Here is a 14,394-nt window from a genome sequence, read left to right as displayed (position 1 = left end):
GCCAAGGTTGACCTGCCGGCCGTGGCGCCGCTAGAATCTCCGGTTCTTTCCGTCGCGCACCGCACGAGAGTTCCACCATGGCCACCAAGCGCACTTACCAGCCCAGCAACCTCAAGCGCAAGCGCGACCACGGTTTCCGTGCCCGCATGAAGACCGCCGACGGCCGCAAGATCCTGGCTCGCCGCCGCGCCAAGGGTCGCAAGCGCCTGACGGCCTGACGCCGTCGTTCGCACGGGCGCCGCGGCGCCCCGTTCCCGAGCGCCAGTTTTCCGATGACCGCCGGCTTCCCGAAGCAGGCCCGCGTCCGTGCGCGCGCCGATTTCGATCGCGTGTTCAAGCACGCCCGGCGCACGGCGTCTCCGCTGATGGCGTTGCACTGGCTCGACGACGCGTCGCCGCCGCGGCTCGGCCTGGCGGTGTCGCGCAAGGTCGATCCCAACGCGGTCGGACGCAACCGCATCAAGCGCGCCCTGCGCGAACAGTTCCGAAGCCTGCGCGCGCAATTGCGCCCCGGCGCATATGTGGTCGTGGCCCGCGCGGCATCGGCCGATGCCACCGCCGCCGCGTTGCGCGAAGGCTTCGTCGCGGTGCTCGCGCGCGCCGGTGCGTTGCCGCCACCGGCGGCGGACGGCACAATGCCGGGCGCTTCCTCCTCTTCCACCCCGTCCCACGTCCCTACGCCGGATCGCTGCGGCGAATGAGCTTGCCTGCCTGATGAACCAGACCCGTACCTTCCTGATCCTCGCCTGGCTGATGGTGGCGACGTTGCTGTGGATGGAGTGGAACCGGGACAAGGACGCGGCGCCGGAAGCGGCCGCCTCCGCCGAACAGGCCGAGGCGCGCGGTGCGGCCGTGCCCGGCAGCGATGCCGGAACCGGAACCGGAGCCGGGACGGCGGCGGTGCCGACGGCGCCCGATCTGCCTGCCGAGGCGGAGAGCGCGAGCGCGGCGGTGCCGGGGATGCAGGCGCCTGCACCTGCGGCTGCCGGCGACCAGTCGGTCACGGTCACCACCGACGTGCTGCGTCTCACGCTCAGCCGTGGCAATGTGATCGACGCCGCCCTGCAGGGCTACCCGCAGACGCGCGACGAAGACAGTTCGCCGGTCAAGCTGCTCGACACCGATCCGGCGCGCTTCTACGCCGCGCAGAGCGGCTGGGTCAGCCAGGCCAATCCGGCCCCGGACCACGAGAGCGGCTTCGTTCCGGAGGGCGCCGAGCGCGCCTATCGCCTGACCGAGGGCGGCGACGCGGTCGACGTGCCGTTCGTCTGGCGCGGCGCGGACGGCGTGACCATCCGCCGCACCGTCACCGTGCGTCGCGGTTCCTACGCGATCGACGTGCAGGACACGGTGGTCAACGAAGGCGCACGGCCGTGGCAGGGTTTCGTCTATCGGCAGCTGATGCGGGTGCCGCCGCAGGTCAAGCGCGGCATGACCAATCCGGAGTCTTTCAGCTTCAGCGGCGCCACCTGGTACAGCGGCGACGAAGGCTATGGACGTCGCACCTTCGGCGACTTCGCCGATGACGGCCCGCTCAACCTGCAGGCGCGCGAAAGCTGGATCGCGATCCTGCAGCACCACTTCTTCACCGCGTGGATTCCCGAGCCTGACGCCGAAACCACGATCTCGCTGCACGTCGACGGTCCGCGACACCTGATCCGCGAGGTCGGACCGGGTCTCAACGTCGCCCCGGGACAGCAGGCATCGACCGAGGCGCGGCTGTGGGTCGGTCCCAAGCTGGTGCAGCAGATCCAGGCGCAGGACGTGCGCGGCCTCGACCGCGCGGTCGACTACTCGCGCTTCTCGCTGTTCGCCTTCGTCGGCGAATGGTTGTTCTGGCTGCTCGACAAGCTGCACGACCTGTTCAAGAACTGGGGCTGGTCGATCGTCGGGCTGGTGCTGCTGGTGAAGCTGGCGATGTATCCGCTGTCGGCGGCGCAGTACAAGTCGATGGCGCGCATGCGCAAGTTCCAGCCGCGCATCGCCCAGCTCAAGGAGCGCTACGGCGACGACCGCCAGAAGTTCCAGATGGCGATGATGGAGCTGTACAAGAAGGAGAAGATCAATCCGGTCGGCGGCTGCCTGCCGATCCTGCTGCAGATGCCGATCTTCTTCGCCCTGTACTGGGTGCTGCTCGAGTCGGTGGAACTGCGCCATGCGCCGTGGATGCTGTGGATCCAGGACCTGACCGCGCGCGATCCTTGGTTCATCCTGCCGGTGATCAACATCGCGGTGATGTGGGCGACGCAGAAGCTCAGCCCGATGACCGGCATGGATCCGATGCAGCAACGCATGATGCAGCTGATGCCGGTGGTGTTCGGCGCGGTCATGATCTTCTTCCCGGCCGGCCTGGTGCTGTACTGGGTGACCAACGGCGCGCTCGGCCTGGCGCAGCAGTGGTGGTTCATCCGCAAGTACAGCGAGCCTGCCGCCAAGCAGGCTTGAGAGCCGGGAATCTGAAGGCCGGGAATCGGGAGTCGGGAATCGGTAAAGGCAACAGCAAATGCAGCCTCTGCCGTTGCGTGAACGGCGGCTCCCCTTAGTGGGAGTGGCGGTGGCATGCCACCGCCGGGAAGTCGCGACACCGTCCGCTCACCGATCGCCCGATATCAGCGCTCCCGCAGGCCCTGTTTCCGAGTCCGTTTCTCCCTTCCTGGACGTCGAACCCAGGAAGGCGAGCCGAAAAGGGGCGTTCCTCGGCACCTCACCGCCGTATCCTGCCCTGCGATTCCCGATTCCCGATTCCCGGCCGTGACTACCGACACCATCGTTGCCATCACCACCGCGGCAGGCGCCGGCGGCATTGGCGTGGTGCGGCTGTCGGGCCCGAAGGCGCGCCGCATCGCCGAGACGATCTGCGCGCAGCCGCTGCAGGCACGCCGTGCGCATTACGTCCGCGTCCGTGATGCCGACGGCGCGGTGCTCGACGACGGCATCGCGCTGTGGTTCCGCGGCCCGGCCAGCTACACCGGCGAGGACGTGGTGGAACTGCAGGCGCACGGCAGTCCGCCGATCCTGCGGCAGCTGGTCGCGCGCTGCTGCGCGCTGGGAGCGCGACCGGCGCGCGCCGGCGAGTTCAGCGAGCGCGCCTTCCTCAACGGCCGTCTCGACCTGACCCAGGCCGAGGCCGTCGCCGACCTGATCGCCGCCGGCGACGCCCGCGCCGCGCGCGCCGCGCGGCGCGCGCTGGAGGGCGAGTTCTCGCGGCGCGTGGAGGCGCTCGCCGCGGCGCTGCTGGCGTTGCGGGTGCAGGTGGAGGCGAGCATCGACTTCGCCGACGAGCCGCTCGACACCCTCGGCGGCGAACGCCTGCGCGAACGCCTCGACCAAGCGCTCGCCGACCTGGACGCGCTGCTGCTGGCCGCCGAGCGCGGGCGCAAGCTGCGCGACGGCCTGCATGCGGTGATCGTCGGGCCGCCCAACGCCGGCAAGAGCTCGCTGCTGAACGCCCTGGCCGGCAGCGAGCGCGCCATCGTCACCGAGATCGCCGGCACCACCCGCGACCTGCTGCGCGAGACCGTGCGCATCGGCGGCGTGGAACTGACCCTGGTCGACACCGCCGGCCTGCGCGCCGGCGGCGACGCGATCGAGCGCGAAGGCATGCGCCGCGCCGAAGCGGAACTCGGCCAGGCGGACCTGGCCATCGTGGTGCTGGACGCACGCGATCCCGGTGCCGGCCGTGCCGCCGTCGCGGTGGCGATCGCGGCAGTGCCACAGCGGTTATGGCTGCACAACAAGGTCGACCTGCTCGGCGTTCCGGTTGCCGGTGAGGCCGACGATGCCGATGTATTGCGGGTTTCGGTACGCACCGGTCACGGACTGGAGCGCCTGGTGGCGCGATTGGAGGCGTTGGCGCAGGGGCCGGAGACGGGCGCGGAGGCCGGGACGTTCAGCGCCCGGGCACGGCATGTCGAGGCGCTGCAGCGTGCCGGCCGTGAACTCGCGGCCGCGCGCGCCGCGCTGCGCGACGAGGCCCTGGAACTGGCGGCGGAGGCGCTGCGGGCCGGCCACGACGCGCTCGGCGAGATCACCGGCCGGGTCGCGCCGGACGATCTACTGGGTCACATTTTCTCGACGTTCTGCGTCGGCAAGTAGGCGCAGGGGCCCGTTCACGGGGGCGAGGGTGTTGACAAATGGCGCCCACTGCCGCGTCCTAGGCATACGTGCGGCATCGCACATCAGGGGGAGTTCTCGATGTTTTTGACAGACAACGGGCGCACGCGTCCGCTTTGGTACCGAATCGTCGCCGGCGCGGGGCTCGCCTGTGCGCTGGCGGCCTGTTCGCAGGAACCGGCCGCGCCCGAGGCGGAGCCGGACGCCGCCGCGAAAGCCGCGCCGGCCGAACCCGCCGAGGCGGCTGCCGACCAGACCACGACCATGAGCACCGAAGAGCTGCGCGCCTCGGCTGCCAAGGCCTACCAGGAGAGCCGCCTGTACGCGCCGGCCGGCGACAACGCGATGGAGTACTACCTCGGCCTGCGCGACAGGCAGCCGGGCGACGCCGGCGTCTCCAGCGCGCTGACCGATCTGTTGCCGATGACGGTGATCGCCACCGAGCAGAGCCGCGACCGCGAGGATTTCGAGGAAGCCAGGCGCCTGCTGGCGCTGATCGAGCGCGCCGACAAGCAGCATCCGGCGCTGCAGCGGCTGGGCAACAGTATCGATGCCGCCGAAGAGGCGGTCACCCAGCGCGCCGAGCAGCAGCAGCTGACCGCGGAGCAGGAAGCCGAGCGCAGGCAGCAACTCGAGGAGGAGCGCCAGCGACAGCAGCTATTGCAGCAGGAGCAGGCGGCCAAGGAGTTGGCCGCGCAGCAGGAGGCCGAGCGCCAGGCGGAGGAGGAACAGGCCGTCGCCGAAGAAGCCGCCGCGCAACGCGCCGCGCAGCAGCGCGCGGCCGAACAGCGCGCAGCGGAGGAACGCGCCGCGCAGGCCGCCGCGGCAGCGGCGACGCCGACCGCCGCCGACCTGCGCGCGATCAGCACGCCGGCGCCGCGCTATCCGCCCGAGGCGTTGCGCAGCGGCCAGGGCGGCGAGGTGCTGGTGGAGTTCACCGTCGGCGCCGACGGTTCGGTCAGCAGCGCCCGCGTGGTCCGCGCGGATCCGCCGCGCGTGTTCGACCGCGAGGCGGTCGCCGCGGTGCGGCGCTGGCGCTTCGAGCCGGTGGCGGCGCCGGTGACGACGCGGCGCACGATCGCGTTCACGCCCGGCGGCTAGGGCACCGTGGTCCTCGCGACGAAAAGGCCCGGCGCAATGCCGGGCCTTTCATTTGGACGGCGCCTCCGGCGACTGCGATCAGGCCGAAATCGCCAGCTTCTCGCGGTGGTAGAGCCGCGCCGCCAGCAGCCACAGCAGCAGTCCCAGGCCGAAGCCGGCGCCGAGGTAGACCGTCCACTCCTGCATCGTCACTGCTTCGCTGCGGACCAGCTTGAGGATCATCTGGTTCTGCGCCAGGAACGGCACGGTGAACTGCCACAGCTGGTTCTTCACCGGATTCACCATCAGCACCACGGTCGGGATGATCGGCAGGAACATCAGCACGCTCATGTAGCTCTGCGCCTCCTTCACCGACTTCACGCTGGCCGCGATCAGGGTCAGCAGCGTGGTGCCGATCAGCACCATCGGCAGCAGTACCAGCAGCAGCCGCAGCATGGTCGGCAGGGTCACGTCGATCAGCTGCAGCGGCCCCGGCGCCAGCGAGAAGCTGAGCTTGAACGACAGCAGGATCAGCAGCAGGCTCAGCATGCCGAACAGGCAGGCGGCGAGGATCTTGCCGCTCATGATCGCCGAGCGCGATGCGGGCGTGGCCAGCAGCGGTTCCAGCGACTGCCGTTCGCGCTCGCCGGCGGTGACGTCGATCACCAGATAGGCGCCGCCTATGAAGCTGAAGAGGATCAGCATGTAGGGCAGGAACGCCAGCAGCATGCCGCGCCGCGCTTCCGGCGTAGCGACGTCGCGCTGCGCGACCTGCACCGCGAACCCGGATTGCGGACTGATGCCGCGATTGATGCCGCGCAGCGCACCGACCGTACGGCTGTACTCGCCCAGCACCGCGCGCAGGCGCTCGACCGGAATGCGCGAGTCCTGGCGCGAACTGTCGTAGATCAGCTCGACGCGCGCGCTGCGGCTGTCGCGCCACTGCTCGCCGAACTCCGGATCGATCTTCAGCACCACGTCCGAGGCCTGGTCGCGGACCTCCGCGTCCGGATCCGCCGGCGCAGGCATGGCGACGATGTTGCGCCCCTGCAGGAAGCGGACCAGGTTCGGCGCCTGCTCGGCGCCGACCACCGGGACCTCCAGCGTCGATTCGAGCTGCGTGCGCACGCGCTTCTCGGCCATCGCGCCGATGCCGAGAATCAGCGCCGGCATCAGCAGCGGCCCCATCACCAGGCCGAGCATCAGGGTGCGGCGATCTCGGAACAGGTCGAGCAGCTCCTTCCGGGCGACAATCGCGACGGCCCTCATGCCGCTTCTCCCTGATCGAGATCGGCAAGCCGCACGAACACGTCCTCGAGATCGTCCAGGCCGGTGGCGGCACGCAGCTCGTCCGGCGTGCCGATCGCGCGGACCTCGCCGTGCGCGATCACCACGATGCGATCGCACAGCGCGGCGACCTCCTGCATGATGTGGCTGGAGAAGATCACGCAGCGCCCCTCGTCGCGCAGCCGGCGCAGGAAGCCGCGCAGTCCGCGCGTGGTCATCACGTCGAGGCCGTTGGTGGGTTCGTCGAGAATGACGTTGCGCGGGTCGTGCACCAATGCGCGCGCGATCGCGGTCTTGGTGCGCTGGCCCTGCGAAAAGCCCTCGGTGCGCCGGTCCAGGAAGTCCTCCATGACCAGCGTCTCCGCCAGCTGCTCGATGCGGGCCGCGATGGTGCCGGCATCCAGGCCGTGCAGCGCGCCGAAGTAGGCGATGTTCTCGCGCGCGGTCAGGCGCTTGTAGACGCCGCGCGCATCGGGCAGTACGCCCAGCCGCTGCCGCACCGCGGTGGCCTCGCGATGGGCGTCGAGGCCGTCGACGCGGACGTCGCCCTCGTCCGGCTTCATCAGCGTGTACAGCATGCGCAGGGTGGTGGTCTTGCCGGCGCCGTTGGGGCCGAGCAGGCCGGTGATCTCGCCGTCGCGGGCCTCGAAGCCGACGCCGCGTACCGCGTGCACGGGACCGGCCTTGGCCTTGAACGTCTTGTGCAGGTTCCGGATCTCGATCATCGCTCAGGGCTCCCATCCATACGTGCCGGCGAACGGCGGTTGCGGTTGCAGGCGTTGCAGGCAATCGGCGTCGAGCGCGGCGGCGTCGGCGTTCTCGACGAACTGCGCGAACAGCTTCGGCATGCAGCCGATGCCGATCACGTTGTGCCCCTGACCGGGCAGCACCAGGTGGCGGGCGTTGGGCAGGTGCGCGATCGCCTCGTCGCCGTAGCGTGGCGGCGTGACCGGATCGAGCTCGCCGCTGATCGCGAGCACAGGCAGCTCGCCCTGCAACGGTTCGCGGAAATTTTCGGCGCGTCGGCCGCGCGGCCAGACCGCGCACTGCGCGTCGCTCAACTCGACCAGCGCGGCGCCGAGCACCGTATCGCGGTCGGCATCGTCGGCGCGCAGCTCGTCGGCGTCCTCGCTGCACAGCACCGACAGCTGCATGCCGTGATAGATGGCATCGGAGACGTTGGCGGTCAGCAGGCGCGACTGCGCCAGCAGGCTTTCGTAGCGCTCCTGCGCCGTCTCGTGCAGCAGCAGCGGCAGCGTGGCGGCGATCTGTGGCTGGTAGGAGTACATGCGCAGCAGCCCGGCAAGATGGCCGTAGCGCGGCGTTTCCTCGCGCCACTCCCCGCTGACCGGGTCGCGGTAGCGGACCGGTGCGATGCCGCCGGCACTCAGGCGCTCGCGCACCGCCACCAACCGGTCGGCGGGATCGCCGAGATTGCGCAGGCAGGCGTCGTCGTCGCGGCAGGCGGCGAACTGTGCCTGCAGCGCGTCCTCGAGGTTGCGCGCATGTTCCTGGCCCAACACCAGTGTGTTGGGCACCACCGAGTCGAGCACCAAGCTGCGGGTGTGTTGGGGGTAGGCCGCGGCGTACTGTTGTGCGACGCGGGTGCCGTAGGAAATGCCGACCAGATTGATCCGTTCGACGCCGAGCGTCTCACGCACCAGGTCGAGGTCGCGGACATGGTCGCCGGTGGTGTAATGGCGCAGGTCGGCGATCTTCGACAGTGCGTCGCGGCAGCGTTCGGCGAATGCACGCATGGCCTCGGGCGATTCGTCGTCCGGGTCGTAAATGGCCTTGCCCCCGTCCTCGTCGCGGCAGGCGAGCGGGTGTGAACCGCCGGTGCCACGGGCGTCGACCAGCACCACGTGACGGGTGCGGCGCACGTCCTCGAACGCGGCATGCAACTGCGGATAGCTCTCGATGGCCGACTGCCCCGGCCCGCCGGCGATCATGTAGACCGGATCCTCCACAGCCTGACCTTTCGCCGGCACCAGTGCCACCGCCAGTTCGATCGTGCGGCCCTGCGGCGCGTCATGGTTCTCGGGGACCTGTAGCGTCGCGCACTGCGCCTCGACCGTCTGGCCGACGGTGGCGCTCAGGGCGCAGGGGGCGAACGCAAGTCCGCCGTAGTGCAGCACGCCCTGCGCGTCGGTGCGCGGACCGACGCGCTGTTCGCCGCCACAGGCCGCCAGCAGCAGTGCGGCCGCCAGCAGCAGCATGAAACTTGGCCGGGATGTCATGGAGCCTCCTCGGGGATGAAGATGGATTCGATCGTCTCGCCGAACGTCCGTGCGATGCGGAACGCCAGCGGCAGGCTGGGATCGTACTTGCCGGTCTCGATGGCGTTGACCGTCTGTCTCGACACTCCCAGACGCTCGCCGAGTTGCGACTGTGACCAGCCGTGCGACTCGCGCAGCTCGCGGACGCGGCTCCTCATCGGTAGCGCCGCGCGGCCACGGACTTGCAGGCGCCGTAGAGCAGCACGTAGATCGGCATGATCCAGATCAGCACCACGATGCCGTCGACGTCCAGCACGTCCGCCCTGGCGAGCAGGCCCAGCGAGAACGAGCCCAGGCACAGCAGCAGCGCACCCAGGCCCATGCCTTCCAGCTCGATGCGCCGCTGCAGTTCGTCGCAGGCGCGAACATAGCGCAGCATGGCGCGGGCGGCAAAGCCGATCGGCAGCAGCGGCAGCAGCGGCAGCAGCGGCAGCAGCGGCAGCAGCGGCAGCAGCGGCAGCAGCGGCAGCAGCGGCAGCAGCGCGAGTGTTGCTCGCAGCGCTGGCATATCGAAATGGCGCAGCGCGAAGGTCGCCGCCAGCAGCACGACGGCGTAAGCGCCCATCGCCGGAAGGAATTCACGCGTCAGGTGCCGGCTGGCAGCGGTCCGCATCGGCAGGTCCTTGTCAAGCTTGCTTGACACACACGATGCCGCGACCTCTGTGGCATGTCAAGCATCCTTGACACAAGTCGCTGTCTGCAGCCGTGCCGCCAGTGCGTCCAGCTGCTCACCCAGGACCTCCAGGCTGGCCGAGTCCTGCACCCGGTCCAGGTGTGCCCGTGCCGCTTCCAGGTGGCGGAGTGCGGCCGCGGTGTCGCCGGACAGCGCGGCGTGCTCGGCGTCGAGCCAGTCGCGATACGGCGACAGGTCCAGCAGTCCGCCCTCGCACAACGGTCGCCAAGCGGCGACCAGGGAATCATCGCGCAGCATCACGGCCGCATGCCCGGCCAGGGACACGGCGATGTTTGGGCGCAGGACTTCCGGAGCCTCCCAGAACCGTGCGCAGAGCACTTCGGCGCAGTCGCGCGCGGCCGGAGCGTCGCGCTGGTCGCAGGCGCGCGATAGGCGCAGCAGCCGGCCGACGATGACCAGTACCGGGGTGGAAGAGTCGTCGGTGACCGCGGGCAGCAGCGCCTCGGGCCAGTCGCGCGGACGCACCCCGGCCATGCTCAACGCCATGAGCTGATTGATCTGCTGCTGCAGGGCGGCGTCCGGCGTCGCGCGCAGCAGGTCGAGCAGGCCGCGGCCGTCCGAACGCCAGCCCTTCGACTGGAACGGCACCAGGTTCACCAGGCCGAGCAGCAGCGCCGAGTACGCGACGCCTTGGACCGCCGCCGCCCATGCCGAGCCCGCCAGCAGCGCCGCCGCGGTCAGGCCGAGCACGGCGGTGAGCAGGTTCGCCAGCGGCCCTCCGAAGAGGAAGACTGCGTGGTCAATGGGCCCGAAGTGGCGCCTTTCGCCCGGCAGCAGCGCTGCGAAGCCGCTGATCCCTCGGACGCCGCCGCCGTGTCGGAAGCGCCAGCCGCCGGCACCGCGTTCGAACCGGTACGGGCCAATGCCGAAGGCGAGCGCACGCATGCCACACGCGAGTCCGGCCGCCGCGTGCCCGGCCTCGTGCAGCACGATGTTGGGCCAGATAGCGAGCACGAAGCCGGCGAGCAACGCCCAGCCGGGCGAGGGCAGCAGATCGCCGTCCAGACGCACGCCGAAGCGCGCCGCGGCGAACCCCACGGCCATGCCGACGCCGGCGAATGCGGCCATCGACAACAGCCAGCGTAGGAATCGCCATGCCGGCGGGCGGGCGGGCGCGGCGGTGGGCGGCACCGGCGGCAGCAGTGTCGCATTGCGGTGCGTACGGGTTGGGGTCTGCATGTCGATCATGGAGCGTGGGCGTCTTCCTTGCGGCCTGCGTCCGACAGGCGGGGGCGAGGTGATACCGGATACCGCCGATTGCCCTTGGGAGCAAGTCGTCAGGGGCGAGTTCACATGGCTGGCGAGGCGTTGCACGTTGACGAGCGCCGTGCGCGCTGCCACAGCGGGAGATCCGCCGCCGCGAAGCTACTTGCTGCTGACGTATTTCTCGCGGCGGATCTGCGGCACCGCCAGCCCATGCCCCTTCAACGCCTCGAAACAGGCGTCCACCATGTTCGGGTTGCCGCACAGGTAGGCGATGTCGCCGTCCGGATCGGGGGCAAGTTCGTCGAGGAACTGCTGCACGTAGCCGTGGCGCACGTCGGCATGCGCCTGCCGCGATCCCGCCTCGGGCAGCTCGCGCGAGAAGCACGGCAGGAAGCGGAAACCGGGATGGCGTTCGGCGAAGGCGCGAAACTCGTCGCCGTAGAGCAGTTCGGCGGGCGAACGCGCGCCGAACTGCAGCACCACCTCGACGCCGCGCTCGGCCATGGCTTTCTCCAGCAGCGGCAGCATCGCCCGGTACGGAGTGACGCCGGTGCCGGTGCCGATCAGCAGGTAGCGGCGGTTGCCGTCGCCCGGCATCAGGCAGAAGCGTCCGAACGGGCCGCTGGCGTCGACCGTGTCGCCCGCCTCCAGGCCTTCGAACAGGGCGGTGGCCGCGCCGCCGGGAACATAGCTCACCGCGATCTCGACCGACTCGCCGGGCCCGAGCGCGTGGTCGTGGATGGTCGCCAGCGAGTAGCTGCGCCTGGTGGGCGTGCCGTCGGCATAACGGAAGTGCACCTGCACGAATTGGCCGGGCACGAAGTCCAGCGGCTGGCCGTCGCCGCGCACGAAGCTGAGATGGGCGATGCCGGGCGCCAGCATGCGACGATCGACGAGCTTGAGGGGGAAGTGCTGGATGGCCACGGGATACCGGAGTCGGGCGGCGGACGGCCGCGGGAAGGTGCAGTGTGCGATAAGCGCCGGTCGCAGGCGCATGATCGCGGACGAGAAGATCGCAGCCGGGACGACCGCGCTCGCCGGCCGGGCCGCCGCGCAACGCTGCGTCGCGCAGGCGACCCGGCGCGACCGCCTATAATAACGGGATTCCCCGCGCGTCTCGCGGCACAGGTAGTCAAGCATGGCCCGGAATCCAGCGGACTCGTCGCCGGCGCTGTCGGTGCGCGACCTGCGCAAGACCTACGCCGGCGGCGTCGAGGCGCTCAAGGGCGTCTCGCTGGACGTCGCGCCCGGCGACTTCTACGCCCTGCTCGGCCCCAACGGCGCCGGCAAGAGCACCCTGATCGGCATCGTCTCCTCGCTGGTCAACAAGACCACGGGCGAGGTCTCGGTGTTCGGCGTCGACCTTGCGCGGCGCCGCGATGCCGCCATGCGCCTGATCGGCCTGGTGCCGCAGGAAATCAACTTCAACCTGTTCGAGAAGCCCTTCGACATCCTGGTCAACTACGCTGGGTTCTACGGCATTCCGCGTGCCGAGGCGGTCGTGCGCGCCGAGCAGGAATTGCGCAGCGCGCAGCTGTGGGACAAGGCCCAGGTGATGAGTCGTACGCTCTCGGGCGGCATGAAGAGAAGGCTCATGATCGCGCGGGCGATGATGACGCGGCCGCGCCTGCTGATCCTCGACGAGCCCACCGCCGGCGTCGACATCGAGATCCGCCGCGGCATGTGGCGCACCCTGCGCGAGATCAACGCTGCCGGCACCACCATTATCCTCACCACGCACTACCTCGAGGAAGCCGAGAGCCTGTGCCGCAACCTGGCGATCATCGACCACGGCCGCATCGTCGAGGAGGGCCCGATGAAGACGCTGCTGGCCAAGCTCGACGTCGAGGGCTTCCTGCTCGACATCGAGGGCGCGCTGCCGGCGGCGCTGCCGGTGATTCCCGGCGTCGAGGTGCAGGCGCCGGACGACCACACGCTCGACGTCGAGATGCCGCGCTCGATGGACCTCAACCGCCTGTTCGGCTCGCTCGACGCCGCCGGCATCCGCGTGCGCTCGATGCGCACCAAGTCCAACCGGCTGGAGGAGCTGTTCGTGCGCATGACCGGCACGCCCGACGCCGCGGCGATCGCCGCGGCAGCGCGGGAGTCCGCATGAGCGCCGCACGTCACGACCACGCCGAGGTGCGGATGCGCGACAACTGGATCGCGCTCGGCACCATCGTGCGCCGCGAGATCGTGCGCATCCTGCGCATCTGGGGCCAGACCCTGGTGCCGCCGGCGATCACCATGACGCTGTACTTCCTGATCTTCGGCGGCCTGATCGGCTCGCGCATCGGCGAGATGGGCGGCTTCAGCTACATGGAATTCATCGTCCCCGGACTGGTGATGATGAGCGTGATCCAGAACAGCTACGGCAACATCTCCTCCAGCTTCTTCGGCGCCAAGTTCGGCCGCCACATCGAGGAACTGCTGGTCAGCCCGATGCCGAGCTGGGTGGTGCTGACAGGCTACGTCGCCGGCGCCGTCGCGCGCGGGCTGGCGGTGGGCGCGATCGTGCTGTGCATCGCGATGCTGTTCACCACCGTGCGCATCCCGCACCCGCTGGTCACCTTCAGCACGGTGCTGCTGGGCGCGACCATCTTCGCCCTGGCCGGTTTCGTCAACGCCGTGTACGCCAAGAAGTTCGACGACGTCGCGATCGTGCCGATCTTCATCCTCACCCCGCTGACCTACCTCGGCGGCGTGTTCTATTCGGTCAGCCTGCTGCCGGGCTGGGCCGAGGCGGCCACCCACGCCAACCCGATCTTCTACATGGTCAACGCGTTCCGCTACGGCCTGCTCGGGCAGTCGGACGTGCCGCTGTGGATCGCGTACGCGTTGATGCTGTTCTTCGTCGTCGCACTGGCGACGTTGGGATTGATGCTGCTGCGGCGTGGGGTCGGCCTGCGCAGCTGAGGCGCCGAGGCCAGGTGGGTGGAGCAGTCGCGCGGTCAACTTCCTGCCGACCCTCCCTCTGGCTGCAAAGCCCGGTGCAGGTAGGCTTTGGCGATGGTCCAGTCCTTTTCCACGGTGCGGGCGGAGACATTGACGGCAGCCGCGATCTCGGCGGTCGCCATGCCGCCGAAGATCTTGCATTCCGCGACGCGTTCCAGCCGGGCGTCGTGGTGCCGCAGCTGTTCGATCGCCTGCTGGAGGGCGAGAATATCGAGGTCGGGTCCCGGCACGACGGCGGCAGCGTCCGTGAGCGTGATCCGCAACTGTTCTCCGCCGCGTTTGGCGGAAAGCTTCTGTCGCGCGTGATCGACCAGGATGTTGCGCATCACATGCGAGGCCAGTGCCAGGAAATGCGATCGATCGTACGCCTGTGAAGGTGACTGCCGTGCAAGCCGGCAGTACGATTCATGCACCAACGCAACCGTGTCCAACGTATGTCCGGGTCGCTCGGACTTCAGTTGCTTGTGTGCGATTCGCGTCAACTCGCCGTAGACCGATGGGAAGAGAGTTTCGAGCATCTCCTGGGCACGCTCCGTGTACGCATCCAGCGGCGGTTTGACTTGTGGCGGCGGCCAAATATCGAGCATCGCCTCAAACTACCCGTTGGCCAGGGTGCACGCAAACGAAATCGGGCTTGCCTGGCAAACAGCGTGTGGGTTTTCAGACAGTCCGGCTCTGTTGATGCAGGTAGCTTGCTGGCTGGTCGGTAGCCCAGAAGCGGGCTGGCATGATGGCTGACGATCTCCGTTATCCTTCAGCGGCTCACTGAACAGGAGTTGG

At 69.4% G+C, this 14,394-nt stretch carries 15 protein-coding genes; 7 read left to right on the top strand and 8 right to left on the bottom strand.

The annotated features are described in order from the left end of the window. The first annotated feature begins 77 nt into the window (after positions 1 to 77). From rpmH to AB5T46_RS11520, 5 genes are all read left to right on the top strand, one after another. Positions 78 to 218, top strand: a complete 141-nt coding sequence (gene rpmH / locus AB5T46_RS11540) for a 50S ribosomal protein L34 (protein ID WP_013536759.1) — start codon at positions 78 to 80, stop codon at positions 216 to 218. A gap of 54 nt (positions 219 to 272) precedes the next feature. Further along, on the top strand, positions 273 to 701 hold the full coding sequence (gene rnpA / locus AB5T46_RS11535; RefSeq protein ID WP_370564101.1) for a ribonuclease P protein component: 429 nt from the start codon (positions 273 to 275) through the stop codon (positions 699 to 701). 13 nt (positions 702 to 714) lie between these two features. Further along, a complete protein-coding gene (gene yidC / locus AB5T46_RS11530) occupies positions 715 to 2,445 on the top strand; it encodes a membrane protein insertase YidC (protein WP_370564100.1) in 1,731 nt (576 codons plus the stop codon). Positions 2,446 to 2,751: 306 nt separating this feature from the next. Then, on the top strand, positions 2,752 to 4,095 hold the full coding sequence (gene mnmE, locus AB5T46_RS11525) for a tRNA uridine-5-carboxymethylaminomethyl(34) synthesis GTPase MnmE (protein ID WP_370564099.1): 1,344 nt from the start codon (positions 2,752 to 2,754) through the stop codon (positions 4,093 to 4,095). A gap of 99 nt (positions 4,096 to 4,194) precedes the next feature. Next, positions 4,195 to 5,214, top strand: a complete 1,020-nt coding sequence (locus AB5T46_RS11520; protein WP_370564098.1) for an energy transducer TonB — start codon at positions 4,195 to 4,197, stop codon at positions 5,212 to 5,214. Positions 5,215 to 5,292: 78 nt separating this feature from the next. Here the strand turns inward: AB5T46_RS11520 and AB5T46_RS11515 are convergent, their stop codons facing one another. The 7 genes from AB5T46_RS11515 to AB5T46_RS11485 form a co-directional block, all read right to left on the bottom strand. After that, entirely contained in the window at positions 5,293 to 6,462 is a 1,170-nt protein-coding gene (locus AB5T46_RS11515) for an ABC transporter permease (protein ID WP_370564097.1), read from the bottom strand. Continuing rightward, a complete protein-coding gene (locus AB5T46_RS11510) occupies positions 6,459 to 7,205 on the bottom strand; it encodes an ABC transporter ATP-binding protein (protein WP_370564096.1) in 747 nt (248 codons plus the stop codon). Before AB5T46_RS11510 ends, AB5T46_RS11515 begins: the two co-directional genes overlap by 4 nt. 3 nt (positions 7,206 to 7,208) lie before the next feature. Next, positions 7,209 to 8,720 (bottom strand): alpha/beta fold hydrolase, encoded by a 1,512-nt coding sequence (locus tag AB5T46_RS11505; RefSeq protein ID WP_370564095.1) that lies wholly within the window; start codon positions 8,718 to 8,720, stop codon positions 7,209 to 7,211. Then, positions 8,717 to 8,917, bottom strand: coding sequence for a helix-turn-helix transcriptional regulator (locus AB5T46_RS11500; RefSeq protein ID WP_370564094.1), 201 nt, complete (start codon positions 8,915 to 8,917; stop codon positions 8,717 to 8,719). Before AB5T46_RS11500 ends, AB5T46_RS11505 begins: the two co-directional genes overlap by 4 nt. Beyond that, positions 8,914 to 9,372, bottom strand: coding sequence for a hypothetical protein (locus AB5T46_RS11495; protein WP_370564093.1), 459 nt, complete (start codon positions 9,370 to 9,372; stop codon positions 8,914 to 8,916). Before AB5T46_RS11495 ends, AB5T46_RS11500 begins: the two co-directional genes overlap by 4 nt. A gap of 57 nt (positions 9,373 to 9,429) precedes the next feature. After that, on the bottom strand, positions 9,430 to 10,632 hold the full coding sequence (locus AB5T46_RS11490) for a M50 family metallopeptidase (RefSeq protein ID WP_370564092.1): 1,203 nt from the start codon (positions 10,630 to 10,632) through the stop codon (positions 9,430 to 9,432). A gap of 186 nt (positions 10,633 to 10,818) precedes the next feature. Then, positions 10,819 to 11,583, bottom strand: coding sequence for a ferredoxin--NADP reductase (locus tag AB5T46_RS11485; protein ID WP_370564091.1), 765 nt, complete (start codon positions 11,581 to 11,583; stop codon positions 10,819 to 10,821). Between the two features lie 214 nt (positions 11,584 to 11,797). Here AB5T46_RS11485 and AB5T46_RS11480 point away from each other — a divergent pair, with 214 nt between their 5' ends. Further along, complete coding sequence (locus AB5T46_RS11480; protein ID WP_370564090.1) at positions 11,798 to 12,775, top strand: ABC transporter ATP-binding protein; 978 nt, start codon at positions 11,798 to 11,800, stop codon at positions 12,773 to 12,775. Then, positions 12,772 to 13,575, top strand: coding sequence for an ABC transporter permease (locus AB5T46_RS11475; protein WP_370564089.1), 804 nt, complete (start codon positions 12,772 to 12,774; stop codon positions 13,573 to 13,575). The genes AB5T46_RS11480 and AB5T46_RS11475 overlap by 4 nt, the downstream gene beginning before the upstream one ends. A gap of 35 nt (positions 13,576 to 13,610) precedes the next feature. On the opposite strand, the gene AB5T46_RS11470 is transcribed toward AB5T46_RS11475, so the two are convergent. Continuing rightward, positions 13,611 to 14,201 carry an ECF-type sigma factor gene (locus AB5T46_RS11470; protein ID WP_370564088.1) on the bottom strand — a complete coding sequence of 197 codons (591 nt, stop codon included), beginning with the start codon at positions 14,199 to 14,201 and terminating at the stop codon, positions 13,611 to 13,613. Positions 14,202 to 14,394 lie beyond the last annotated feature (193 nt).

Origin of the sequence: Luteimonas salinilitoris (assembly GCF_041300785.1) — a bacterium.
Taxonomy (GTDB): domain Bacteria; phylum Pseudomonadota; class Gammaproteobacteria; order Xanthomonadales; family Xanthomonadaceae; genus Luteimonas; species Luteimonas salinilitoris.
This window is presented reverse-complemented; position numbering and strand designations above follow the sequence as displayed.

Bases quoted from the DNA above. Each gene is read 5' to 3' on its own strand.
- rpmH (WP_013536759.1), top strand. From the start codon at position 78: ATGGCCACCAAGCGCACTTACCAGCCCAGCAACCTCAAGCGCAAGCGC.
- rnpA (WP_370564101.1), top strand. From the start codon at position 273: ATGACCGCCGGCTTCCCGAAGCAGGCCCGCGTCCGTGCGCGCGCCGAT.
- yidC (WP_370564100.1), top strand. From the start codon at position 715: ATGAACCAGACCCGTACCTTCCTGATCCTCGCCTGGCTGATGGTGGCG.
- AB5T46_RS11520 (WP_370564098.1), top strand. From the start codon at position 4,195: ATGTTTTTGACAGACAACGGGCGCACGCGTCCGCTTTGGTACCGAATC.
- AB5T46_RS11515 (WP_370564097.1), bottom strand. From the start codon at position 6,462: ATGAGGGCCGTCGCGATTGTCGCCCGGAAGGAGCTGCTCGACCTGTTC.
- AB5T46_RS11510 (WP_370564096.1), bottom strand. From the start codon at position 7,205: ATGATCGAGATCCGGAACCTGCACAAGACGTTCAAGGCCAAGGCCGGT.
- AB5T46_RS11505 (WP_370564095.1), bottom strand. From the start codon at position 8,720: ATGACATCCCGGCCAAGTTTCATGCTGCTGCTGGCGGCCGCACTGCTG.
- AB5T46_RS11500 (WP_370564094.1), bottom strand. From the start codon at position 8,917: ATGAGGAGCCGCGTCCGCGAGCTGCGCGAGTCGCACGGCTGGTCACAG.
- AB5T46_RS11495 (WP_370564093.1), bottom strand. From the start codon at position 9,372: ATGCGGACCGCTGCCAGCCGGCACCTGACGCGTGAATTCCTTCCGGCG.
- AB5T46_RS11490 (WP_370564092.1), bottom strand. From the start codon at position 10,632: ATGCAGACCCCAACCCGTACGCACCGCAATGCGACACTGCTGCCGCCG.
- AB5T46_RS11480 (WP_370564090.1), top strand. From the start codon at position 11,798: ATGGCCCGGAATCCAGCGGACTCGTCGCCGGCGCTGTCGGTGCGCGAC.
- AB5T46_RS11475 (WP_370564089.1), top strand. From the start codon at position 12,772: ATGAGCGCCGCACGTCACGACCACGCCGAGGTGCGGATGCGCGACAAC.
- AB5T46_RS11470 (WP_370564088.1), bottom strand. From the start codon at position 14,201: ATGCTCGATATTTGGCCGCCGCCACAAGTCAAACCGCCGCTGGATGCG.